The organism is Streptomyces purpurascens (assembly GCF_045040895.1).
In the GTDB taxonomy this organism is placed as follows: domain Bacteria; phylum Actinomycetota; class Actinomycetes; order Streptomycetales; family Streptomycetaceae; genus Streptomyces; species Streptomyces purpurascens.
In genome coordinates this window covers 1,743,827-1,766,465 of sequence record NZ_CP108341.1, presented here as the reverse complement: position 1 = coordinate 1,766,465, position 22,639 = coordinate 1,743,827, and the positions used below count along the sequence as shown (strand labels likewise).

The 22,639-nt window shown below is 71.0% G+C and carries 23 protein-coding genes and 7 tRNA genes; 20 read left to right on the top strand and 10 right to left on the bottom strand.

Features of this window, described 5'->3' with window-relative positions:
* Positions 1–86 precede the first annotated feature (86 nt).
* From OHU35_RS08050 to OHU35_RS08035, 4 genes are all read left to right on the top strand, one after another.
* Positions 87–326 carry a hypothetical protein gene (locus tag OHU35_RS08050; RefSeq protein WP_405505082.1) on the top strand — a complete coding sequence of 80 codons (240 nt, stop codon included), beginning with the start codon at positions 87–89 and terminating at the stop codon, positions 324–326.
* Between the two features lie 233 nt (positions 327–559).
* Positions 560–757 (top strand): hypothetical protein, encoded by a 198-nt coding sequence (locus tag OHU35_RS08045; protein ID WP_189726490.1) that lies wholly within the window; start codon positions 560–562, stop codon positions 755–757.
* Between the two features lie 303 nt (positions 758–1,060).
* On the top strand, positions 1,061–1,996 hold the full coding sequence (locus tag OHU35_RS08040; RefSeq protein ID WP_359896747.1) for an aminoglycoside phosphotransferase family protein: 936 nt from the start codon (positions 1,061–1,063) through the stop codon (positions 1,994–1,996).
* Between the two features lie 79 nt (positions 1,997–2,075).
* Entirely contained in the window at positions 2,076–2,375 is a 300-nt protein-coding gene (locus OHU35_RS08035) for a zf-TFIIB domain-containing protein (protein ID WP_189726488.1), read from the top strand.
* Positions 2,376–2,447: 72 nt separating this feature from the next.
* Here the strand turns inward: OHU35_RS08035 and OHU35_RS08030 are convergent.
* From OHU35_RS08030 to OHU35_RS08010, 5 genes are all read right to left on the bottom strand, one after another.
* Positions 2,448–2,519, bottom strand: a tRNA-Val gene (locus tag OHU35_RS08030).
* 43 nt (positions 2,520–2,562) lie between these two features.
* Positions 2,563–2,634, bottom strand: a tRNA-Val gene (locus tag OHU35_RS08025).
* A gap of 26 nt (positions 2,635–2,660) precedes the next feature.
* A tRNA-Val gene (locus tag OHU35_RS08020) sits at positions 2,661–2,732 on the bottom strand.
* Between the two features lies 1 nt (position 2,733).
* A tRNA-Cys gene (locus tag OHU35_RS08015) sits at positions 2,734–2,807 on the bottom strand.
* A gap of 37 nt (positions 2,808–2,844) precedes the next feature.
* Positions 2,845–2,917, bottom strand: a tRNA-Gly gene (locus OHU35_RS08010).
* Positions 2,918–3,095: 178 nt separating this feature from the next.
* Between OHU35_RS08010 and OHU35_RS08005 the strand changes: the two genes are divergently transcribed.
* The 3 genes from OHU35_RS08005 to OHU35_RS07995 are packed head-to-tail and all read left to right on the top strand — an operon-like array spanning position 3,096 to position 5,836.
* A complete protein-coding gene (locus OHU35_RS08005; RefSeq protein ID WP_405505081.1) occupies positions 3,096–4,139 on the top strand; it encodes a chorismate-binding protein in 1,044 nt (347 codons plus the stop codon).
* Positions 4,136–4,957: an aminotransferase class IV gene (locus OHU35_RS08000; protein WP_405505080.1), complete on the top strand. Its 822-nt coding sequence runs from the start codon at positions 4,136–4,138 to the stop codon at positions 4,955–4,957. Before OHU35_RS08005 ends, OHU35_RS08000 begins: the two co-directional genes overlap by 4 nt.
* A 54-nt stretch (positions 4,958–5,011) precedes the next feature.
* Positions 5,012–5,836 carry a GNAT family N-acetyltransferase gene (locus tag OHU35_RS07995; protein WP_359896750.1) on the top strand — a complete coding sequence of 275 codons (825 nt, stop codon included), beginning with the start codon at positions 5,012–5,014 and terminating at the stop codon, positions 5,834–5,836.
* A 19-nt stretch (positions 5,837–5,855) separates the two neighbouring features.
* On the opposite strand, the gene OHU35_RS07990 is transcribed toward OHU35_RS07995, so the two are convergent.
* Positions 5,856–6,383 (bottom strand): DsbA family protein, encoded by a 528-nt coding sequence (locus OHU35_RS07990; protein WP_189726484.1) that lies wholly within the window; start codon positions 6,381–6,383, stop codon positions 5,856–5,858.
* 163 nt (positions 6,384–6,546) lie between these two features.
* On the opposite strand from OHU35_RS07990, the gene OHU35_RS07985 reads away from it, so the two are divergent.
* Together OHU35_RS07985 and OHU35_RS07980 are read left to right on the top strand one after the other, a co-directional pair.
* Complete coding sequence (locus OHU35_RS07985; RefSeq protein ID WP_229873123.1) at positions 6,547–6,996, top strand: hypothetical protein; 450 nt, start codon at positions 6,547–6,549, stop codon at positions 6,994–6,996.
* A 157-nt stretch (positions 6,997–7,153) separates the two neighbouring features.
* Positions 7,154–7,309 carry a hypothetical protein gene (locus OHU35_RS07980; RefSeq protein WP_184597274.1) on the top strand — a complete coding sequence of 52 codons (156 nt, stop codon included), beginning with the start codon at positions 7,154–7,156 and terminating at the stop codon, positions 7,307–7,309.
* Between the two features lie 87 nt (positions 7,310–7,396).
* On the opposite strand, the gene OHU35_RS07975 is transcribed toward OHU35_RS07980, so the two are convergent.
* On the bottom strand, positions 7,397–7,957 hold the full coding sequence (locus OHU35_RS07975) for a CGNR zinc finger domain-containing protein (protein WP_189726482.1): 561 nt from the start codon (positions 7,955–7,957) through the stop codon (positions 7,397–7,399).
* A gap of 316 nt (positions 7,958–8,273) precedes the next feature.
* The gene (locus OHU35_RS07970) at positions 8,274–8,687 is read right to left on the bottom strand and encodes an SsgA family sporulation/cell division regulator (RefSeq protein WP_004002642.1); all 414 of its coding nucleotides are present in this window, start codon (positions 8,685–8,687) and stop codon (positions 8,274–8,276) included.
* A gap of 191 nt (positions 8,688–8,878) precedes the next feature.
* Between OHU35_RS07970 and OHU35_RS07965 the strand changes: the two genes are divergently transcribed.
* The 7 genes from OHU35_RS07965 (at position 8,879) to OHU35_RS07935 (ending at position 16,803) form a co-directional block, all read left to right on the top strand.
* On the top strand, positions 8,879–9,337 hold the full coding sequence (locus tag OHU35_RS07965) for a TIGR02611 family protein (protein WP_189726481.1): 459 nt from the start codon (positions 8,879–8,881) through the stop codon (positions 9,335–9,337).
* 78 nt (positions 9,338–9,415) lie between these two features.
* Positions 9,416–9,487: transfer RNA gene (locus tag OHU35_RS07960), tRNA-Val, on the top strand.
* 697 nt (positions 9,488–10,184) lie between these two features.
* Positions 10,185–11,474, top strand: coding sequence for an ABC transporter substrate-binding protein (locus OHU35_RS07955; protein ID WP_405505079.1), 1,290 nt, complete (start codon positions 10,185–10,187; stop codon positions 11,472–11,474).
* Positions 11,474–12,475, top strand: coding sequence for a carbohydrate ABC transporter permease (locus OHU35_RS07950; RefSeq protein ID WP_189726479.1), 1,002 nt, complete (start codon positions 11,474–11,476; stop codon positions 12,473–12,475). Before OHU35_RS07955 ends, OHU35_RS07950 begins: the two co-directional genes overlap by 1 nt.
* Complete coding sequence (locus OHU35_RS07945) at positions 12,472–13,353, top strand: carbohydrate ABC transporter permease (RefSeq protein WP_189726478.1); 882 nt, start codon at positions 12,472–12,474, stop codon at positions 13,351–13,353. Before OHU35_RS07950 ends, OHU35_RS07945 begins: the two co-directional genes overlap by 4 nt.
* A gap of 7 nt (positions 13,354–13,360) precedes the next feature.
* On the top strand, positions 13,361–13,951 hold the full coding sequence (locus OHU35_RS07940; protein WP_405505078.1) for a hypothetical protein: 591 nt from the start codon (positions 13,361–13,363) through the stop codon (positions 13,949–13,951).
* 110 nt (positions 13,952–14,061) lie between these two features.
* Positions 14,062–16,803: a Tat pathway signal sequence domain protein gene (locus OHU35_RS07935; RefSeq protein ID WP_405505077.1), complete on the top strand. Its 2,742-nt coding sequence runs from the start codon at positions 14,062–14,064 to the stop codon at positions 16,801–16,803.
* Positions 16,804–16,821: 18 nt separating this feature from the next.
* On the opposite strand, the gene OHU35_RS07930 is transcribed toward OHU35_RS07935, so the two are convergent.
* Positions 16,822–19,194 (bottom strand): SCO7613 C-terminal domain-containing membrane protein, encoded by a 2,373-nt coding sequence (locus tag OHU35_RS07930; protein WP_405505076.1) that lies wholly within the window; start codon positions 19,192–19,194, stop codon positions 16,822–16,824.
* A 98-nt stretch (positions 19,195–19,292) separates the two neighbouring features.
* Here OHU35_RS07930 and OHU35_RS07925 point away from each other — a divergent pair, with 98 nt between their 5' ends.
* Both OHU35_RS07925 and OHU35_RS07920 read left to right on the top strand, forming a co-directional pair.
* Positions 19,293–19,739: an SRPBCC family protein gene (locus OHU35_RS07925; protein ID WP_405505075.1), complete on the top strand. Its 447-nt coding sequence runs from the start codon at positions 19,293–19,295 to the stop codon at positions 19,737–19,739.
* A gap of 39 nt (positions 19,740–19,778) precedes the next feature.
* Positions 19,779–19,850 (top strand) — tRNA-Val (locus tag OHU35_RS07920).
* A 58-nt stretch (positions 19,851–19,908) separates the two neighbouring features.
* Here OHU35_RS07920 and OHU35_RS07915 read toward each other — a convergent pair.
* Positions 19,909–20,637 (bottom strand): 3'-5' exonuclease, encoded by a 729-nt coding sequence (locus tag OHU35_RS07915; RefSeq protein WP_189726687.1) that lies wholly within the window; start codon positions 20,635–20,637, stop codon positions 19,909–19,911.
* A 168-nt stretch (positions 20,638–20,805) separates the two neighbouring features.
* On the opposite strand from OHU35_RS07915, the gene OHU35_RS07910 reads away from it, so the two are divergent.
* On the top strand, positions 20,806–21,372 hold the full coding sequence (locus tag OHU35_RS07910) for a DUF4365 domain-containing protein (protein WP_184597254.1): 567 nt from the start codon (positions 20,806–20,808) through the stop codon (positions 21,370–21,372).
* Positions 21,369–22,610 carry a hypothetical protein gene (locus OHU35_RS07905; protein WP_405505074.1) on the top strand — a complete coding sequence of 414 codons (1,242 nt, stop codon included), beginning with the start codon at positions 21,369–21,371 and terminating at the stop codon, positions 22,608–22,610. The genes OHU35_RS07910 and OHU35_RS07905 overlap by 4 nt, the downstream gene beginning before the upstream one ends.
* Positions 22,611–22,639: the final 29 nt, after the last annotated feature.

Sequence of the window (22,639 nt, the reverse complement as noted above, 5' to 3'; positions counted from 1 at the left end):
TGAAGTGTGGTCAGGGGGCGTGCGGACAGGCCGTGTTCACGCGGGGGGCGACCCCAACCGCCTGCCACGGAAGGGGGATTGGACCCGTGAAGGGTGACCGTGTGGAGATAGTCGTGGACGCCGGTGACACGACACGCACGTATGAGGTGGTGGCGAGCAGGGCGGGCCGCAGGGTGGAGACGGCGGTACGCCGAGGTGTCGTAGAAGTGAGCGAAGTCACCCGTAGTGGGGCAGTCGTCCGTACAGCCCGCTTCATGGCGAACCGGGTGCTGGCACTGGTGGAACAGCCCGTTCCGCGGGAGGAAAACTCGGACAAAGTGGGCTGAGCCGGGCATCCCTTCGGGGAAGACCCTGAGACCTGGCTCTCCGTCTCCACCCAGGGGAGTACATCGCAGGTAGCGGCTCATCCTCCGGGAGGCCCGGCAATCGGTACGAGGGCATGACGCCCGGGGAGGGCCGGACGCCTAGATTTGAGGTCAAGCGGCGGGTGTAGCACTCGTCCCCCGAGGTCAGACGCCCGCCGCTGCCAAACGACAACTGAACGGTCAGGAGAGGGACCATGGCCCACACGGCACCGCGGACGCTGGTCCGCACGCGGGAGCGCATCGCGCTCCGGCCCCGCCGCACGGGCCGCCGCCACCCCCTGGTGGCGACGCTGATGGCCCTTCCCCTGGCGGTCCTGCTCCTCCTCGTCTTCGACGGGTGGGAGACAGTGGCCACACAGGCGTCGTCCGTGGGAGAGATGCTGGGGCGCTGAGCGGCGACCCCAGGCCCGGAAGAGCGGTCCGGGCGGGGACATCCACCCATGAAACCCCGTGGGGACGGGGGTGCGGCGGACGGCAAAAAATGCCGGCGCAGCTGGGGAGCTGCGCCGGCATTGCTTTTGCCCGCCGCCTCACATGCTCCTATGGGCAATCGTGCCGCCAAGGGCGGCACGGGTGGGCGCAGCGGCACCCCGCACCGCCGGGCTGCGGACCCGCCCGGCCCCAGCACCAAGGCCGAGCACCCTTGGCCGACAGCCCCCTGCGGCCCGGCCCCCACCTGCCCGTACCCTCGCCCCGTGACCCTCGCCCCGCTCCTGGCCGACCTGACCGCCAAGGCCCGAGCAGCCGCCCACGCCCGCTCGTCGTCCTGCCCCTGCGGAGCCGCCACTCTCGCGGACCGCCCCGACGGGATCGTCGTCCGGCACGCGGACATCGTCGCGAAGGCCCACCCCCCGGAATCCGACCCCACCGAACTGACCAGCCGGCTCACGGTCGCCACCCGCAACCCCGAGATCCTCCTGCCCCCTCTCGCCCCGACCCCGGCCGACCTGCACGGCCGACTCGTGACGTTCTGGCCGTACGGAACGCCCGTGGACCCGGACGACCCGGACGCCGCGCCCTGGGAAGCCGCCGCCGCACTCCTCGCCCGGCTCCACCGCACCCCCGCCCCCGACACCCTCCCCACCATGCGAGGCCCCGCCAAGGCGGCCCGGGCCATCGCCAAGCTCCGGAACGCCGGCCCGCATCCCGCCGCCGCCTCCGTCCTGCGGGCCTGGGACACCCTCCCCGCCTGGGCCCGAGCCGAGGCCCCGATGCCGCGCACCCGCACCCTCTGCCATGGCGACCTCCACCTCGGCCAGCTCATACGCCACCCCGCCCCGGAAGGCCCCTGGCTGCTGATAGACGTCGACGACCTCGGTGTCGGCGTCCCGGCCTGGGATCTCGCCCGCCCCGCCGCCTGGTACGCCTGCGGACTGCTCCTGCCCGAGGAATGGGCCAGGTTCCTCGCCGCCTACCGGGAGGCCGGCGGCCCGGCCGTACCCGCCGACGGTGACCCCTGGCCCGCTCTCGACGTCCCCGCTCGCGCCCTCACCGCGCAGACCGCGGCCCGGGCCGTCGCCAAGGCGGCCGCGGCCGGCCGCGACCTGGACGAGGTCGAGCAGTCCGTCGTGGACGCCTGTGACCGAATGGCTACCCTCCCGCCGCAGTTGGCGCAGGAGCACGCGAAGTAGGGTGCAACCGACCACAGCGGGACAGAGTCTGTCCTGGCGAGACACGAAGCAGGACCGACCGGCGAGGAGTTGAACCACCATGCAGTGTCCGAAGTGCCACGCGCCCATGCACACGTACAACCGCAACGGTGTCCAGATCGAGCAGTGCAGCGGCTGCCGCGGGATCTTTCTCGACTACGGCGAACTGGAGTCGCTGACCCGACTGGAGTCCCAGTGGTCCCAGGGCGCGCCGCCGCCCCCGCCCGCCCCGCAGGCCTACCCCGCCCCTCCGGCCCCCGCCTGGGGCGCCCCGCACGGCGGCCACGGTCACCACGGCGGCCACGGCCATCACGGTCACCACCGCAACAAGGGCTTCGGACACATGCTGTTCTCGTCGTGACGCGAGTCGTGACACGGGTCGCGACACGACAAGAGCCCCCGGCCGCGAACGGCCGGGGGCTCCGGTGTGGTGTGGACGATACTGGGATTGAACCAGTGACCTCTTCCGTGTCAGGGAAGCGCTCTCCCGCTGAGCTAATCGTCCTCGGGACCATGACCACTCGGTGCAGCGGATCATGGGCACTGCGTGCGCGATACTGGGATTGAACCAGTGACCTCTTCCGTGTCAGGGAAGCGCTCTCCCGCTGAGCTAATCGCGCGGGTTCGGATCTTCGAGCAGATCCAGTGGACGATACTGGGATTGAACCAGTGACCTCTTCCGTGTCAGGGAAGCGCTCTCCCGCTGAGCTAATCGTCCTTGGAGGTGGAGACGGGATTTGAACCCGTGTAGACGGCTTTGCAGGCCGTTGCCTCGCCTCTCGGCCACTCCACCAGGAGTGCAGGGGGCCGGGAAGTCCCCTGTTCCTGCGAGCGGACGACCAGGTTCGAACTGGCGACCTCAACCTTGGCAAGGTTGCGCTCTACCAACTGAGCTACGTCCGCTTGTCGTTTCCGGCTCGCTCTCGCGGCCCGGCGACGTGTTGAACTCTAGCGGATTCCGGGGCCAGCACAAAAACGCGTTTGTGCAGCGTGCTGCGCTTCCCCTGCTCAGGGATGTCGCGGAGCCTCCGGAAGGGACATCCCCCGGTCACCCCCGGGACACCGCCATAGACTCGACTGCGTGTCCGAGCTCCCTCCTCTGGCCCGCTTCGGCGACCGCGTCGCCACCGGGCTCCTCGACGTCACCGACGATCCCGAAGCCCTGGAATCCAGCGGTTTCTGGGCCGTCTGCGCCGACTTCGAGGGCCGTCTGACCTGCGCCCGCTTCAGGGACGTACGGGAGCGGCCCGTGCCCGCCCCGGTGCCCGGCGCGTGGTGTGCGCCGGCGGCGGATGGCTGGACGTCCTCGCTCGACCACGCCGCGTACACGGCAGCCGTACGGCGGATCCGCGAGCACATCGCGGCCGGCGAGGTCTACCAGGCGAATCTGTGCCGGGTGCTGTCGGCGCCGGTCGCGCCCGGCGCGGACGTGGACGCCCTCACCGCGCTGCTGGCCCGCGGCAACCCGGCGCCGTATGCAGGAACGATCCGCTTGCCCGGTCACGGTGTGGAGATCGCCACCGCGTCACCCGAATTGTTCCTGCGGCGCGACGGGCGGGTCGTCGAGTCCGGACCCATCAAGGGCACCGGCCGCACCGAGGCGGACCTGCTGGAGAAGGACTACGCCGAGAACGTGATGATCGTGGACCTCGTCCGCAACGACATCGGGCGGGTCTGCGCCACGGGCAGTGTGACGGTGCCCGATCTGTGTGCCGTCGAGAAGCATCCCGGGCTGGTCCATCTCGTCTCGACGGTCCGCGGAGAGCTGGGGGAGGGGGCCGGCTGGGCCGAACTGCTCGGCGCCGCCTTTCCGCCCGGTTCGGTCACCGGTGCGCCCAAGTCGAGCGCCCTGCGGATCATCGACGCGCTGGAGACGGCGCCCAGAGGGCCGTACTGCGGCGGGATCGGCTGGGTGGACGCCGACCGGCGGGTCGGGGAGCTGGCCGTCGGTATCCGTACCTTCTGGATCGACCGGGCCGAAGGCGTACTGCGCTTCGGCACCGGCGCCGGCATCACCTGGGGCTCGGATCCCGAGGGGGAGTGGCGGGAGACCGAGCTGAAGGCCGCCCGGCTGCTCGCGATAGCGTCGGGAGGGTATGAGGTGAGTGGAGAGGAATTGACGTGAAGATCTGGCTCGACGGCGGGCTGCAGGACAGCGAGTCCGCCCGCGTCTCCGTCTTCGATCACGGACTGACCGTGGGCGACGGCATCTTCGAGACGGTGAAGACCGTGGACGGCAGGCCGTTCGCGCTCACCCGGCACCTCGACCGGCTGACCCGGTCGGCGCGCGGCCTCGGCCTGCCCGACCCGGACCACGACGAGGTGCGACGCGCCTGTGCCGCCGTCCTCGAGGCCAACCCCGCGCCGCTCGGCCGCCTCCGGATCACCTACACCGGCGGCCACGGTCCGCTCGGTTCCGACCGCGGCGACCGGGGCCCGACCCTCGTCGTCGCCCTCGGCGCGACGAACCGCCGCCCCGACTCCACCGCCGTGATCACGGTCCCCTGGACCCGCAACGAGCGCGGCGCGCTCACCGGCCTGAAGACCACCTCGTACGCCGAGAACGTCGTGGCCCTCGCCCGCGCCCGCGAACGGGGCGCCTCCGAGGCACTGTTCGGCAACACGGCGGGACAGCTCTGCGAGGGCACCGGGTCCAACGTCTTCGTCGTCCTCGACGGCGAGATCCACACGCCGCCGCTCGCCTCGGGCTGCCTCGCGGGCATCACACGCGCGTTGGCGATCGCCTGGACCGGCGCCGAGGAGACCGACCTGCCGCTGGACGTGCTGGAGCGGGCCGACGAGGTCTTCCTGACGTCCACGCTGCGGGACGTGCAGGCCGTGCACCGCGTCGACGAACGTGAGCTGCCGGGCGCGCCGGGCCCGGTGACCGCCAAGGCCATGCGGATCTTCGACGAGCGCTCCGGGCACGACCTCGATCCCTGACAGCCCCCGCTTATTCGGCTGAACGGGGGCCTGGTTGCGGGTAGAACACCCCTGATGACCACGACCCTGCGGCCGACCGAGCCGCTTCAGCAGAACGCCGACGGGACGCGTTCACGCCGCTTCCAGGTGTGCGTGAACAGCCGTCCCGTAGGAGCGATACACCTCGGCACGCATCCTGTGTTCGGCGATGCGGTGGCCCGGATCATGAAGATGCGCATCGAGGAACCGGACCGCAGACGCGGCCGGGGCACGGTGGCCGCGCTCGCCGCCGAGGAGGTGGTGCGCGGCTGGGGGTGCCGGCGCATCGAGGCGACGGTGCCCGCCGACGCCGGGCCGGCGTTCCGGCTCGCCACCGCGCTCGGCTACGTCGTGCGCAACCGCGCCATGGAGAAGCCGCTCGGCGACACCCCGCCGGAACTGCCCGAGGGCAGCCGGGCCCGGCCCATGACCGAGGCGGAGTTCGGCCCCTGGCTGGAGAAGGGCAAAGAGGACTACGCGCAGAGCTGGATCGAGCGGGGCGTGCCGGAGGCCGAGGCCCGGGCCAAGTCGGAGCGGGACCACGCCACCCTGCTGCCCGACGGCCTCGCCACCCCCGGCATGCTCATCAGCGTGATGGAACACGAGGGGACACCGGTGGGCACGCTGTGGCTCGCGGTGCGCCAGGACAACGCCTTCGTCTTCGATGTCGAGACCGAGGCCGCCCACCGGGGGAAGGGACACGGCCGCACCCTCATGCTGCTGGCCGAGGCCCAGACGATCGCCGAGGGCAGGCGGACCATCGGCCTCAACGTCTTCTCCGGCAACACCCCGGCCGAACGGCTCTACGCGTCACTCGGCTACGAGACCCGGCAGTACGCCATGTACAAGCCGCTGTTGTAGGGGTCCGGCGGGAGCCGGGTCAGCCCTGCTCCTGCCCGGCCAGCAGCCGGTCCGCGATCTCCTCGATCCGCTCGCGCAGCCCCTCCTGGCTCTTGCCGCCGTCGAGCCGCTCGCCGTCGATGACATAGGTCGGGGTGCCGGTCACGCCGATCGCCTTGCCCTCGGCCTGGTCGGCGTCCACGATCAGGATGTGCCGGCCGTCGATCAGCGCGGTGTCGAACTCCTCGGCGTCCAGGCCCAGTTCGCCGGCCACCTCGACCAGGAAGGGTTCCCCCTTACGGGCCAGCTCCTCCACCCGTCCCAGCAGGGCCTCGGCGTACGGCCATCCCCGGCCCTGCTCCCACGCCTCCTCCGCGGCCTGGGCGGCGGCGAAGGCGTGCTTGTTCTTCTCCAGGGGGAAGTGCCGCAGCCGCAGCTCCAGACGATCACCGTAGCGGGCGCGCAGCGATCGGAGGTCCTCCAGCGCGGTGCGGCAGTCCGGGCACTGGAGGTCGCACCAGATCTCGAGGACGGGGGTGGTGGACGGGGCAGGGGAGGAGTTGCTCATGCCGACAGTCTTCCAGGCCGTACACCTGCCCCGGCACCTGCGGAGGAGGCGACCCGGAGATCTCCCTGATGTAGGGGCGAGGCATGGCCCGCCGGGGTGCGGCGGGTGCAGGATGGAAGGGACGAAGTGCCCCTGCCCGACCGCGCCACGCCTGGAGGACCGGATGATTGCCGAGACCGTCTGCTCCGCCGTGTCCGCGGCAGGCCTGGGCATTGCGGCCATCACGGCGTACCGCAAGCGTTTCCTCGCCGCGGCCCGTATCGCGGCGTACTCGCTCGTTCCCATCGGCCTGGTCATGACGGGAGTCGTCGAATGGCTGGCCGACACCGCGTTCAGCCCGACCGCCTGGGCGGGCTTCGGGGTGCTGGGCCTCGCGTGGGCGCTGTTCGCGACCACCCGCGTCGTGGAGCGCCGCCGCGGCGGTACCCGCAAGGAGCGCAGAGCGGCCCGCGCGGCGGACCGGCCCGAGGCGGTGGCACCGGCGGCCTCGGCGCCCTCCCTGGGGCAAGGCGGGCAGGGCTCCTCCCGCCCGGCCTCCCGGCCCGCGGCGGCGTCCCGGGGCGAGGACGACTTCAGCGACATCGAGGCCATCCTCAAGAAGCACGGCATCTGACGGCCGGCCGCGCGCCGGACTGAATCGTCACAGGTGGGTCCGTGGGCGCGCGGAAGTGATCACAACCTGAACCGGACCTCACGGAATCAGCGCACTCCCGCACGGAACGAGTGCGCTGATCGCGCCGGCAGGGCGACTGCGTCATCATCGCCGCGAGATGCTGGACACGACGAGACAGAGCGACCCCGCGCCGCCGCAGGACGAGCCACGTGGTTGTCTCTTCGCCCTTTCCCAGCCACCGCTGATGATCTTCCTTGCGGTGATCGGGTGTCTGCTGCTCATGGCCTCGTTGCATGATCTGCTGTTGCTGTGAGCCGTACCCGCGGTACCCGGCGCCACCCGCCGGGGCCGCGTCGGCATCGATGGGCTTCTGGAGTCCCCCGTATCCCGGAGACGGCTATCAGCCGGCCGCCTCCTTGCGGCGCGCCCGGTAGGCGGCCACGTGCAGGCGGTTACCGCAGGTGCGGCTGTCGCAGTACCGCCGGGAGCGGTTGCGGGAGAGATCGACGAAGGCACGGCGGCAGTCGGGCGCCTCGCACCGCCGCAGCCGCTCCTGCTCCCCGGCGACCACGAAGAACGCCAGTGCCATCCCGCAGTCGGCCGCCAGATGGTCGGCGACGGAGGCACCCGGTGCGAAGTAGTGCACATGCCAGTCGTAGCCGTCGTGATCCGTGAGCCGCGGGGTGGTGCCGGCGGCCGCGACCAGCTCGTTGATCAGTCCGGCGGCGGCCCGGGCGTCGGGGGCGGCGAAGACGGCGGCGAACCGTCCGCGGATCTTCCGTACCGCGGAAAGGTCGAACTCCGAGAGAGCTCCGACGTCGCTGATCTCGTGGTTGCCCACGAAATCCGTGAGCGTCGCCACGTCCGGCAGCCCGTCCGCTGCCGTGTCGTCCTCCGGTGCGGTGTTCACCAGATCGACCACGGTGTCGAGGGCGCACCGGGTGTCGTGGGTGATCAGCACGATTCGCTCCCTGGCCTGGGGGTCGGGCAGGCGCCCGCCGATGCTGGCCGATGGTAATGGCTCCGCATCCACCGGACCGCCCTCATGCCCGCACATGGCTTCGAATACAACGCCGCCGGGCCCGCCATGGTTCCCGCCTACTGACAGTGACGACGACCGCTCCCGTCACCTCCCCGACCTTCCCGCCGGCGCACGTGAACGGCGCCGACTCCGCGTGATCCGCGGTGCCGGCGCCGATGTATCCCGTATGCGGTTGTCCGAGCCCGAGCCGTCTCCCCGAGTCGACGGCGCCGGGCGGCCTTGTGAGGGCCTCGCCCTAGCTTTCCGCCAGGATGTGCGAGAGCTCCTGATCGAGGTCGAAGTGCCGGTGCTCCGTGCCGGGCGGCACGGCGGCGTCGGTCCGCTTCAGGAAGGACTCCAGGGCCCGTGCCGGGGCCTCGAGAAGGGCCTCGCCCTCCGGTGAGCTCAGGGCGATGCACACGACGCCCTGGCCGTGACTGCGCGACGGCCAGACGCGGACGTCGCCGGTGCCGGTAGGGCGGTGAAGTCCCTCGGCGAGGAGGTCGCGGGCGAACACCCACTCGACGGTCTCCTCGGCTCCGGTGTGGAAGGTGGCGTGCACGGCGTAGGGGTCGGCCGTGTCGTACCGCAGGCCTGCGGGGACAGGCAGGGAGGACTCGCTCGACACAACGAGGCGCAGGTGCAGCTCGCAGCTGACCGTGGTGTTCATAAGCGCCAGGGCCTTTCGCTCAGTGTGCGCTCGGGGATTCGCACGTCGGCGAAATCGACATGCCACCTACGGTGCCGTTGTAAACCCCTCTGAGTGTTTTGCGTGCCTTTACGTAACTCTTCCGGCCGAGAGATCGTTCGCGTCATGCGTCCATTCCGGTGACTGGTTTCGCTCGGGTAGTGTTTGGCCGTATGAATACGGGGAGTAACGAGCCGGGCGAGGTGGCCGTGGCATCGGACGAGACGGGGACGGACGAGGTGCGCAGCGAGCAAGAGCAGGGGCTCGGCTCGCGGGCGCCGGAATTCATCAAAGCGCGCCGGGCGCTGCACGTGAGCTGGCAGGTCGGGGTTTTCATCATCGGGCTCGCGGTCGTCGTGGCCGGCATCATCATGCTGCCCCTGCCCGGGCCGGGCTGGGTCGTGATCTTCGGCGGCATGGCGATCTGGGCGACCGAGTTCGTGTGGGCCCAGCTGGTGCTCCGCTGGACCAAGCGGAAGGTCACCGAGGCGGCGCAGCGCGCCCTCGACCCCAGGGTGCGGCGCCGGAACATCATCCTGACGACCATCGGGCTGGTGATCGTGGCCGTACTGGTCGGTTTCTATGTGTGGAAGTTCGGCATAGTCATGCCGTGGAAGATCAAGGACCAGTGAGTCGCGCCGGGGTGCCGCTGGCGGCCTCCTGCTGGTCACAGGCACCCCCTGACATGGGGTAATGTTCTTCCTGCGTCCGGGCGATTAGCTCAGTGGGAGAGCGCTTCGTTCACACCGAAGAGGTCACTGGTTCGAACCCAGTATCGCCCACCCGGATCAACGGCCCACCTGCGATTGAGCGGGTGGGCCGTTGTCGTTGTGTGTGGCCGTGCGCCTGGGGCGGCCTGTGGCCCAGGTGTGCGTCGCGCCTGGCGCCGGGTGGTGGGTCGGGGCCGTGTCGGGGGGTGTCCGTCCTCGGAACGGCGCGATGGGGTTGGACGCCGACTGACTGTTCGTTGACGCGCCAACCAGCTGCGGGCGGACACCCCCCGACACGTCCCCTTGCGTAGTCCCCCCCCCGCCGCTGCGGGCATGCGTGCCGCTGGGGGCGGCACGGGTGGGCGCAGCGGCACCCCGCTACGCCGGGCTGCGGACCCACCCGGCCCCAGCCGTCACGGGGAGTACCTCGCACCCGGTTCCGCCTCGGTCTGCCAGCCCTCGTCGGCCATCGCGTGGCCGAATCCAGCCCCCACCCGCCCCTCCACCTCACCGTCGTCTTTCGGTCGTGCCCGAAATTCCTGCGGCCGGCCCGTGCGTGTTCGTTCCCTCGGCCGTGCCTACCTCACCAGCGACGTCGCCCCAGCCGCTCGCCGGCCCCGTCGCCCCGCCCGGCCCGGCACCCACCTCCCTCGGTAAGAAATTCTTGTCCGAATCATTGACGCACTCTCAGCCCCTCCGTACCTTGTGCCAGCAAGCGCTTACTTGAAACGATTCATGCGAGCGGGACGACGCGCGGGGAGGTCCAACCGTGGTGAACGGCAGGAATGTTGAGAGACGTACGATCCTGAAGGCGGCCGGGGCCACGGCGGTCACGCTGGGGCTGGCCGCGACGACCGGCTGCGGTGGTGACGGAGGGACCTCCGCCGACGGAACGGTGACGATTCGTTATGCGTGGTGGGGAGCGGAGGACCGCGCCCAGAGAATCAACAAGACCATCGCGCTCTTCGAGAAGAAGTACCCGAAGATCAAGGTGAAAACGGACTTCCAGCCCTATCTCGACTTCTGGAAGAAGTTCAACACCCAGGCCTCCGGCGGAAATCCGCCGGACGTCTTCCAGAATGCCATCGGCTTCCTCCGCAAATACGACGCGAAGAACGTACTGCTCGATCTCAGCGAGCAGGCCAAGGCTGGCAACCTCCGGATGGAGGGATTCCGGGCCGGTCTGGAGAAGTTCGGCGAGGTCGACGGCAAGCTCCTCGGTGTTCCGGTCGGTTCGAATTCGATGGCGCTGGTCATCGACAAGGCCGCCTACACCCGGGCCGGCGTCAAGCCCGAGCAGGGCTGGACCTGGGACGACTTCGACGCGGCGATGAGGAAGATCCGCGACAAGACGGGCCGCGCCGGGGACAGCGGCATGTACGGCGTCATGTACCTCTACGACCTGTACCTGCGTCAGAACGGCAAGGCCTTCTTCACCGAGGACGGGCTCGGCTTCACCGAGTCGGATCTGGCGGACTGGTGGACCAAGGCCGAGAAGGGCGTCAAGGACGGCCGCTACACCGACGCCAAGAAGGTCGCCCAGATCAAGCCCAAGTCGGCGGTCGCCGCGGAGCTCGCCGGCGGCGAGTTCACCTGGGACAACTTCACCGTCCGCTACACCGCCGAGGGCAAGAGCGAGTACGGCCTGGCTCCCATCCCGACGACGGACGGCAAGAAGACCGGCCAGTACCTCGGCTCGCTCATGCTGAGCGCCTCCAAGCGGACCCAGCACCCCAAGGAAGTCGCCCAGTTCATCGACTTCATGGTGCACGACCCCGAGGTCGCCAAGATCATGGGCTACGACCGCGGTGTGCCCGCGACACAGGCCCAGTTCGACGCGTACCAGCCGACCGACGAGGTCAACAAGGCGATCGCCGCCTACGAGGAGTCCCTCGTCAAGGCCGGTGTCCTGGAGCCCATCACACCGCACCCGAACGGCGCGGACATCTGTGAGTCCGCGTTCCTGCGCATCGCCGAGGAACTCGCCCTGGGCAAGAGGTCGGTGGACGAGGCCGTCAAGCAGTTCTTCACCGAGTCGAAGACGGCTCTCGGCACCTGATGGGAACCACCGTGACACACGCCCCTGCGATGGAGGGCCTGTCCCAGGACTCCGAGCCGCGGCACGGTCCGGTGAAGCCCGCGCGCCCCGCCGCCCTCAAGCGGCGGCGGCGCCGGGAGAACCTGGCCGGCTATCTCTTCATGTCCCCGTGGATCGCCGGGTTCCTGCTGCTCACCGCAGGTCCGATGGTCGCCTCGCTCTACTTCGCGTTCACCGACTACAACCTCTTCGACGCGCCCAAATGGATCGGCCTCGGCAACTTCTCCGAGATGTTCGGCGATCCGCGCTGGCGCCACTCGGTGCAGGTCACGCTCTGGTACGTCGTCGTCGGGACGCCGCTGAAGCTGATCGCGGCCCTCGGAGTGGCGCTGCTCCTCGCCCAGAGCCGGCGCGGGCAGGCCTTCTACCGGGCCGCCTTCTACGCTCCGTCGCTGATCGGGGCGAGCGTCTCCGTCGCGATCGTCTGGAAGGCCATCTTCTCGGACGACGCGGTCGTCGACCGGACGCAGAAGCTCTTCGGCGTGGACGTCGGCGGCTGGACCGGCGACCCCGACATGATCATCTACAGCCTGGTGGCGCTCACCGTCTGGCAGTTCGGCGCCCCCATGGTCATCTTCCTGGCCGGCCTCAAGCAGGTCCCGCGCGAGCTGTACGAGGCCGCCGAGGTCGACGGGGCGGGCAAGCTGCGCCGGTTCTGGAACATCACGCTGCCGATGATCTCCCCGGTGCTCTTCTTCAACGTCCTGCTGGAGACGATCCACTCGTTCCAGATCTTCAGCTCGGCGTACATCGTCGGCGGCGGCGCCGGAGGCAACGCCTGTGGTCCGGCCGACGGCTCGATGGTCTACACCTGCTACCTCTATGTCCAGGGCTTCGAGAACAGCCGGATGGGCCTGGCCTCCGCCATGGCCTGGATGCTGCTCGTAGCGGTCGCCCTGGTGACGGCGGTGCTGTTCTGGTCCCAGAAGCGCTGGGTGCACTACGAGGAGGGCGCCTCATGAGCGCACCGGCCACCGATGTCACCCCCCGAGCGGGTGGCCTCCGGCACAAGCTGCCCGGTTCCGTCGCCTGGCACATCGGGTCCCTGCTGATCCTCGCGGTGATCCTCTACCCGGTGATCTGGGTCGTCGGCGGTTCGTTCAAGAAGAGCGGGGACATCGTCGGCAGCCTGGATCTCTTCCCGGGCGATCCGGTCATCTCCAACTACACCAGCCTCGCCGACGGCATCGCCGACATCCCGATCTCCACGTTCTTCTTCAACTCGCTGTTCCTCGCGGGCGGTTCGGTGATCGGGATCCTGGTGTCCTGCTCGCTGACGGCGTACGCCTTCGCGAGGATCAGGTTCGCGGGCCGCAATCTGCTGTTCGCGCTGATGATCGGCACCCTCCTGTTGCCGTACCACGTGCTGCTGATCCCGCAGTACGTGCTGTTCCGCAACATGGAGATGATCAACACCTACACCCCGCTGCTGCTCGGGAAGTACCTGGCCACCGAGGCGTTCTTCGTCTTCCTGATGGTGCAGTTCATGCGCAACCTGCCCAAGGAACTCGACGAGGCGGCCAGGCTCGACGGCTGCGGGCACCTCCGGATCTACTGGTCGATCATGCTGCCGCTGTGCCGCCCGGCCCTGATCACCAGTGCGATCTTCACGTTCATCAACGCCTGGAACGACTTCATGGGCCCGCTGATCTACCTCAACGAGCCCGACAAGTACACGGTCTCGCTCGGCCTGAAGATGTTCGTCGACCAGGAAGGGCTGGCCAACTACGGCGGCATGATCGCCATGTCGCTCGTGGCGCTGCTGCCGGTTCTCGCCTTCTTCCTGGCCTTCCAGCGGTATCTGATCGACGGCATGGCCACGTCGGGTCTGAAGGGCTGAGGCGAGCATGGCCGGGACCCGAGTGAAGGCGCGGGGTGAGTCGGTGCTCGCCGAGCGGTTCGCGGTGTTCGCCGAGTGTCTGCTGACCGGGGTGTGGATCGCGGTGGCCTCGCTGGGGGTCGTGACGTATCCGGCCGCGTTCGCCGCTGGTGCGCGGCATCTGCGGCGCCGTACCGCGCACGAGGGCGGTGGATGGCGGGAGTTCGTCGCCGACTTCCGCGGGGCCCTGCGCGGCGGGTGGCTCACCGGGCTCGCCGGGTGGGCGGCGGTGGCCGCGGTCTGGGTGGACGTCCAGGCGGCCCGGGCGGGGATTCCCGGCGGGCCGCTCGTCGGAGCGGTCGGGGTCGTCGCACTGATCGCCTTCGTCGTGGCGGGGCTGCGTGCGGCGGCGGTCTGGGAGCCGGACGCCCGCTGGCGGACGCTGCTCGCGCAGGCCTGGCGCCGGACGGTTCTCGACCCCGCCGGGTCCTTCCTGATCATCGCCGGGCTGGCCGTGGTGGCCCTGTCCGCCTGGTTCGTCGCGCCGCTGGCGGTCCCCGTCCTCGGGGCCGTCGCGGCGGCGGCCGTCGCCGTGGAGGAGCGGTACCGGCACCGCTGACGGCGGTGCCCGCACCCCAGACCGGCGCCCCCGGGCGCCGCACCTCTCACTGTCATGCCCCTGACCAGCGCACGGAATTGCTTCCCGCACGGACAAGGAAAGGCATCTCTATGTCTCCCATCCCCCGCAGGTCCCTCCTCAAGGCGGCCGCCGTCGCCGGAGCCGCCGCCCAGTTCAGCTGGGCACTGGGGGCGCAGGACGCGCAGGCCGCCCCCGGAGCCGAGCCCGCCGACGCCGACCCGGTGACCCTCGACTGGCTGGAGGACGGCGGACTCGGCGCGGCCCCCGGCTCCACCGTCGGCGTCCCCTGGCCCAAGGGCGCCTACGAGAAGGACCAGACCTTCGCGCTCACGGACGCGGACGGCAAGGCCGTTCCCGTGCAGTCCTGGCCGATCGCCTACTGGCCCGACGGCTCCCTCAAGTGGACCGCGCACGCGGTCGGTTCGGGCAACGGCAAGCTCACCCTCGCCGCCGGCACCCCCGCCGCCCCCGAGAAGAAGGTCACCGTCGACAGGAGCGGCGGCACCATCGACATCTCGACCGGCGTCATCACCGCGAAGATCGGCAAGTCCGGTTCCACCCTCGTCAAGTCGGTCACCAGGGGCTCGACGGAGATCGCGAAGAATGGCCGGCTCGTGCTGATCCGCCAGCCCGAGATCGAGGACGAGGACCAGGGCGCGGTCAAGACCGAGCGCTTCGACGGCGCCGTCTCCAAGGTCGAGGTCGAGCAGGCGGGCCCGGTCCGCGCCGTCGTCCGGATCGACGGCAAGCACCGCAAGGGCGGCCGCAGTTGGCTGCCGTTCTCGATCCGGCTCTACTTCTACGCGGGCGCCGACTCCTTCCGCATGGTCCACACCCTCACCTTCGACGGCACGCAGGAGCCCGCGAAGGCGAGCGGCGACTTCATCCGCGGACTCGGCGTGCGCTTCCAGGTGCCGATGCGGGACAAGGCGTACGACCGTCACGTCCGCATCGGCGGCGACGGCACCGGCCTGCTCCGCGAGGCCGTCCAGGGCATCACCGGACTGCGCCGCGACCCCGGGGCGGCCGTACGCACGGCCCAGTTCGAGGGCAAGAAGCTGCCCGACCCGGCCACCTGGGACCAGCGGGTCACCACTCGCCTCCAGTACATCCCCGAGTGGGGCGACTACACCCTCTCCCAGCTCTCCGCCGACGGCTTCACGGTCCGCAAGCGGACGAAGAAGGGCCACGGCTGGATCGGTGCGGGCGGCGGCCGGCGCGCCAGCGGCTTCGGGTACGTGGGCGGCGCGAGCGGCGGGTTCGCCTTCGGGCTCAGGGACTTCTGGGAGAAGTTCCCCGCCCAGCTCGACATCCGCGACGCCCAGACCGACACCGCCGAGGTCACCCTCTGGCTCTGGTCGCCCGAGGCGCAGCCCATGGACCTGCGCTTCTACCACGACGGCATGGGCCAGGACACGTACCCCGAGCAGCTCGAAGGCCTCAACATCACCTACGAGGACTACGAGCCCGAGTTCGGCACCCCCTACGGCATCGCCCGCACCAGCGAACTCCTCTTCTGGGCCCACGACTCCACCCCGAGTGCCGAGGCGATGGCCCGGCAGGTCGAGGCCGTACGCACTCCGCCGCAGCTCGCCGCCCCGCCCCGGCAGCTCATCAAGGCGGGCGTCTTCGGCAAGCTGTTCTCCGCGCCGGACCGCTCCACCAGCGCCAAGGCGAAGATCGAGGACCACCTCGACTTCCTCTTCACCTACTACAAGGACCAGGTGGAGCAGCGCCGCTGGTACGGCTTCTGGGACTACGGCGACATCATGCACAGCTACGATCCGAGCCGTCACCAGTGGTGCTACGACGTCGGCGGCTACGCCTGGGACAACTCCGAGCTCTCGCCGGACCTGTGGCTCTGGTTCGCCTACATGCGCTCGGGCCGCGCCGACATCTTCCGCTTCGCCGAGGCCATGACCCGGCACACCGGCGAGGTCGACGTCTACCACCTCGGCAAGTGGGCGGGCCTCGGCACCCGGCACGGTGTCCAGCACTACGCCGACAGTGCCAAGCAGCAGCGCATCGCCAACACCACCTATCGCCGCTACTACTACTTCCTCACGGCGGACGAACGCGTCGGCGACCTCATGCACGCCAACGTCGACTCCGACGAGACCTTCCTCGTCCTCGACCCCATCCGCAAGATCCGCACCGAGCCGTACACCCCCGACCGCAACGCCCTGTCCATCGGCTTCGGCACCGACTGGAGCGGTCTGGTCTCGGCCTGGCTCACCGAGTGGGAGCGGCGCGGACCCAAGTGGGAGAAGGCCAAGGCCAGGGTCCTGTCCACCATGGAGACCATCGCCGCCCAGCCCAACGGCTTCGTGCAGGGCAACGCGCTGTACGACCTGGACACCGGGAAGTTCGCCGTCGCGGCGGAGCCCAGGGTGGGGGTCTCGCATCTGTCGGCCATGTTCGGCCTGGTCGAGCTGTGCGCCGAGCTGATCGACCAGGTCGACATGCCGAAGTTCAAGGAGGCGTGGCTCGACTACTGCCGCTACTTCAACGCCACCAAGGCCGAGCAGAAGGCCCGCTACGGCTCCGACTTCGGTTCCCTGCTGCTCTTCCAGGGCCACTCCCGGCAGGACGCCTACGCCGCCGTCCAGGCGGGCGACGACAAGCTGGCCGCCCGGGCGTGGCGGCAGTTCTACAACAGCGCCGACACCTGGGACTACAAGGAGTCCACCGACTGGTCCACGAAGAAGATCGAGGGCCCGACCGGCCTCGTCCCCGGCAGCGAGGCGGCCTGGGTGTCCACCAACGCCACGGCGCTGTACGGACTGGCGGCGATCCAGAACCTGGCGCTGGTCGGGGACAAGATGCCGTAGCCGTTCCGTAGGAGACGGCTAGTTCATCCTCCCGAGGACCTCCCGGACTCGCCGGACGTCCCTGATCCGCTGCTCGTACGTCGCCCCGAGTGCGAGCAGCAGGAGTCCGGCGAGGGCGGGAGGCGCCCAGCGGGGGAGTGCGCCCGTCACCTGCACGACGTACGGGGCGAGTTCGTGCAGCGTGACCAGGGCCAGCACCGAGCCGCCGAGCACCAGCGGCGCCTGGAGGTGCTGCCGCGCTCCCAGCAGGGTGACCAGCAGGGCCGCCGTGCCCAGCAGCAGCGGTCGCGTCCAGTGCGGGTCGGCCCAGGCCGCGACGAGGCTCGGCAGGAGGGTGGCGGCGAGTCCGGGGCCGTACGCCGTCCAGGAGGACGCCCGCGGATCGCGGCGCCGGCGCAGGGCGCCGACGAGCAGCGCGGGCACGGTCACCGGGAGCGTGTATGCCTCGGGGGTGCCGACGTCCCAGGCGGCCAGACGTACCCAGGCGGCCAGCACGAACAGGGCCGTGGCCGCGTAGCCGACGGGACGGCGGTCGGGACGCAGCGCCGTGCCCGCGGCGATCACTCCGCACAGGGCCAGCACCAGGGCGAGCAGCGGCGGATCGGTGACGGCGAGGCCCACGGCGAGCAGGCCGGTGGCGGCTCCCACGATCTCGACCGGCACGGTCGCCCGGTGCTCACCGAGACGTGCCGCGAGCAGGGCGGCGGCCACGGGGACGGCCAGGACCAGCAGGGCGGTTCGGGCCGGCGCCCAGTCCGCGGCGGCACCGGTGGCCGAGGCCAGGGCGGCGGCGTACACGAGGGCGGCCGGAGCCGTGACGGGGGCGACGCTCGCCTGCCATGAGGCCGCGGCGAACAGGGCCACCAGCGCGGACAGGACCACCAGGGTCGCGGTCTGGGAGGCAAGAGCGGTCAGAGCGAGGCTGACGGAGGTGACCAGGGCGAGGACGAGAGCGGTGAGTCGAGCGGCCGGCGCCGTGGCCCGGCGCACGTACAGCGCGGCCGCCGTCATGACCCCCAGGACCGACATCCCCGCGACGTACGGAATCCCGAGAACCGCAGGAAGCATCAGCGCCGTCGCCCAGAGCAGGCCCAGCGCGCCCAGCCAGGCCCGCGCACGCCACTGCTCCGCGCGGATCGCCAGGGCGAGAACGGCCGCGACGGCGACCAGCACGACGGGAGCCGCCGCCGAGTCCGGAGGCCAGGGCGCCTCGACGGTCACCGCGGTGCGGGCGTCCGAAGGAGCGCCGCTCCACACGCGGCCCACCCAGCCGGCCGGTCCCAGCAGCACCACGGTGAGAACGGGCAGGGTCCACAGCAGTGCCAGCGCCTGTACGACGCCGGATGCCCAGGCGAACCCCTGCCGTATCGCGTCGGGCAGCCGCCCGGCCCGCACCGCCGCCAACAGGGCGATCCCGCAGACCAGATGGGCCGGAACCGCCCACTCCGAGGGCAGCCCGGAGCGAGCGACCCCACCGAGGGCACCCACGGTGAGCAGCCCCGAGGTGATCGCGAGACCAAGGGCGGGTCGCGTGCCCGGGCCCCGCCAGACCGCGCCCAGCGCGATCGCCGCCGCTAGCAGGAGAAGCCCCCCGGCTCGGGCGGCGGCGCCCGGATCGTCCGCCGCCAACGACAGCCAGCCCGCGGCCAGGACGCCCCAGCCGCCCATGCCGTACGCACCGACGACAGCGGCGATCCGCACCGACACGGCCGTCACCCGCAGCGCCACCACCGTGTCGAGCCCGGCCGTCACCAGCAGCGCGGCCGTGATCACGTACGGACCGGCGTCAGCGGCCAGCGCCGACAGCAGCAACGGGAACTGGGCCACGGCCAGGGCGGAGGGCAGGGGCAACCGCAAGGCGGCCGTCGCCGGCAGCAGGCCGTACGCCGACCAGATCACCGCGAGCACCGCTGACGCGGCAGCCGCGTACCCGGTCCCGTCCGTCCCGGTGAGAGCGGCCTCGTGCAGCGCGTACGCGTCCAGGACGGTCAGGGCGAGCCCGAGCCCCGCCACGGACTCGGCCGTCGACCGCAGCCCCCGCTTCAGCAGGAGCACGGGCCCGGCGAGCGCGGCCAGCGTGACCGCGCCGAGCACCAGCGCCCGCCCGGTGATGCCCATATGACCCCAGCTGACCAGCGTGAACACCGCCGCCGCGAGGGTGAGCAGGACACCGCCGAGGACCAGGAGGACGTTCTGCACGCTGGGCGCGGCGGTCTCCGGGCGGGGCGGTGCCGTGGGTGACCATGCCACCGGCAAGGGCCGCTGGATCCGTTGCAGGGTCGAGACCAGCCAGGCGCGACGTGCCAGCAACTGGGCCCTGCGGGCGTCCAGTTGCCGCAGTTCGGCGTCGAGGAGCCGCAACTCCTCGGCCGGAGGCGGAAGGTGTGTCATGCCTGGCAGTGTGGTCCGCGTCACCTCGCACGGCATGAGTGCGGATACTCAGCCGCGTACTCAGACAAGTCCCCACCAGGAGTGGGCAGACTGCGGGCATGGACTGGAACCACTACCGCTTCCGCAGCCTGTGGCCCCTGACCGCGCCGCCCGCCACCGTGTACGAGGTGCTGGAACGGGCCGACGACTACCCCCGCTGGTGGCGCCAGGTCCGGCAGGTGACCCGGCTCGACGAGACCAGCGGCACGATCCGGATCCGCTCCGTCCTGCCGTACGACATGACCTTCACGGCACGGGAGGTGCAGCGCGACCCCGCGGCCGGTGTGCTGGAGACCGCCCTGTCCGGGGACATCGAAGGCTGGGCGCGCTGGACGGTCACGCCGCTCGGGCCGGGCAGTCTCGCGCGGTACGACCAGGTCGTGAGCGTGACCAAGCCGCTGCTGAGGAGGCTCGCCGTACCGGGACGGCCCGCCTTCCGCGCCAACCACGCGCTGATGATGCGGTCCGGGCGGCGCGGACTGGCCAGGCACCTCGAAGCGGTTTGAAGGAAACGTGCCGGGGCCTGTATTGTTCAGTCCGTTCCCGGGCGATTAGCTCAGTGGGAGAGCGCTTCGTTCACACCGAAGAGGTCACTGGTTCGAACCCAGTATCGCCCACCGGAAACAGCCGGTCCGTCTCAGACGGACCGGTTTTTTCATACCCCGGACCAGATGCTCAGGCCGCCGCAGGCAGGTCCGGACGCAAAGGCCAGGCCGGGTCGACCGACTCCTCGACACCGCTGCGCGCGAACCACGCCTGGAGCCCCCGGGCCTGCGCCGCGTGCCACACCGCCTGCAGCGTGTGCAGCTCACCGGGTGCGAGCCGCTCCAGCCGGGACGCGAACCGGCGGCCCACCGCCCGGGTGACCTCCAGCGCCGCCACGGCATCGGCCGCCGCGTCGTGCGCGCCCTCCAGCGTGACGCCGTAGTGCGCGCACAGGTCGGTCAGCGTGCGGCGGCCCTTGCGGTAGCGGTCCAGGTGCTTGTCCAGGACCCTCGGGTCGAGCACGAGCAGCGGCGCCGGCTCGAACCAGCGGTCCAGGGCCGAGGCACGATGGCGGCGCAACTCACGGTCCAGCAGGGTCAGATCGAACGGCGCGTTCATCACCACGACCGGGCGGCCGGCGTGGGCCTGCTCGGCCAGCACCTCCGCTATCTCGTACATCACCGGCGCCGGCCACCGGCCGTTGCGCTGCAGGTGGTCCTCCGTCAGCCCGTGCACCGCCGTCGCCTCGGCGGGCACCGGCACCCCCGGGTTCACCAGCCAACGGCTGACCCGCGGCCGGACGCCCGGGGCGTCCTGGACGACGACGGCGGCCGACACGATCCGGTCGGTCTCGACGTCCACGCCCGTCGTCTCCGTGTCGAAGGCGGCCAGCGCCCCCTCGTACCAGCACGTCGTCATAGCCACACAACCCCTCGTTCACCTTCGGCAGTTGACGCACCGTCCGCTGCCCGATTCGGTGATACCCGGGCTGTTTGCGTACTACGCCGGAAGGAGACAACAGGAGTACGGGTTGTTGCAGTTCAGCGGCCCGCACGGGGACTCACTTGTTCTGGAAGGCTGTTGGCCATGGCCATTGCGCAGCCCGAACGGGGCGGGCTGCTGCCCGAGCGCACGGCTCCCTCCCGCGGCACTCTCGCCACCACCGCCTGCATGGAGACACTGCAGGTCGGCTATCTGCACGCCGTCGCGGCGGCCGCCGGCTGCTCGCTGTCCCAGCCGTTTCCCGACAACGGCATCGACTGGCACGTCAGCCACAGCGCCCCCGGCCACACGGTCGACGACGAGGTCACCATCAAGGTGCAGCTCAAGGCCACCTACCAGGTGCCGCCCAACCCGCCGGGCCGCACCTTCTCCTTCACGCTCGACAACGCTCACCTGGCGAAACTCGCCCGCACACCCGTGTCGGTGCACAAGATCCTGGTGGTGATGCTGGTGCCGCGCTCCCAGGACGACTGGCTGCGCGCCGGCCACGACCGGCTCGACCTCAGGCACTGCTGTTACTGGACCAACCTCGCCGGCCAGCCGATCACCGGCCGCAGCCGCACCACCGTGCGCATACCGACCGCACGCATCTTCGACGACCGGGCCCTGTGCGAGATCATGACGCGGGTCGGGACGGGAGGGAAACCGTGACGCACCGCCCGACCGAGGAGCCACTGAGGGCCGTGCGGCCCCACCCCGTCGACGCCTGGAGCGGCCCTCCGCCCGAGCCCCGCGAGGTCGACCCGGCCGTGCTGAGCGCACTGCTGCGCCGGCACGGCTGGCTGCGGCGCGGCGGCGCCCCCGGACGCTACGGCCGCTGGACCCCGCCCGGCCCCGGCGGCAGCGGCACCAGCCTGCTGGTGCCGGAGACCCGCGCCTTCCCCGACAGCGACGACCTCCTCGGCGAGGCCCTGCTCGCCCTCTCCCGCAGCGGCTCGCCCTCCGCCCGCGAGGTCCTCGTCTCCCTCGCCGTGCCCAGCGACGAGATCCGCTGGTGGCACGACGTCCCCGCCGGGCCCGCCGGAGCGGCGTCCTGGATCGTCGAGGACCGGCTGCGCACCGCGGCCCGCCGGATGCTGCTCGCGGCGGCACTCGCCGCACGCGCGCGTGCCGGCTATCACGGCGCCCGCCATCGGCGCTCCGCCGCCGCGTCCCTGGAGAACGTCCTCGTCGGCTCCGCCGCCGACGGCCGGCTCACCGCCTTCGTACCCGTCGCCGGCGGACGCCCCGTGGCCGTACGCCTCCACCAGGCGCTGTACGCCGCCCGTGAGGCCATCGACTACCAGCGCGCCACGGGCGGCATGGACGCCTTCGACGCCGCGGTCGAGGCAGGGGTGAGCCATGAGCTCACCGAGTCCCTCGTCGCCCTGGTCCGGGGCACCGAGGGCGCCCGGATCGCCGTCGCGTGGGCCCCGGCGGCCGGGGTGCCCGAGGGCTGCGCGCCCTCCGCCGAGCCCGTCGAGTTCTCGCCCGGCGATCTGCCGGTCCTGCGCGAGGCGGGCGCCCGCTATCTGCGCGAGGAACCCGCCGTGCCGGTGCGGATCACCGGAGCGGTGGTGCGGCTGCGCAGGTCGGGGCCGCGCGGCGAGGGCACCGTACGGCTGCGGGTACTGGCCGGGGCCGAGGTCCCGAACGTCCGGATCACCCTGGACGAGGAGGGCTACCGGATCGCCGGGCACGCCCACCTGGTGGGACTGCCGGTACGGGTGCAGGGCCGGCTGGAGAGCCGGGGCGGCTTCCGGCGTCTCACCGGAGCCCACGGCGTCGTACCGGTGCAGGTCGACGACGCAGAGCGGGACCGGCTGATGAAGGCGCTGCAGGAGAACGCCGGGATGGCGGCCTTCTTCGAGGAGGCCTGCGGGGGCGATCGCGGGGACCGCGGGGACTGATTTCGCGGTGGGCGGCCCGGGGTCGGTAC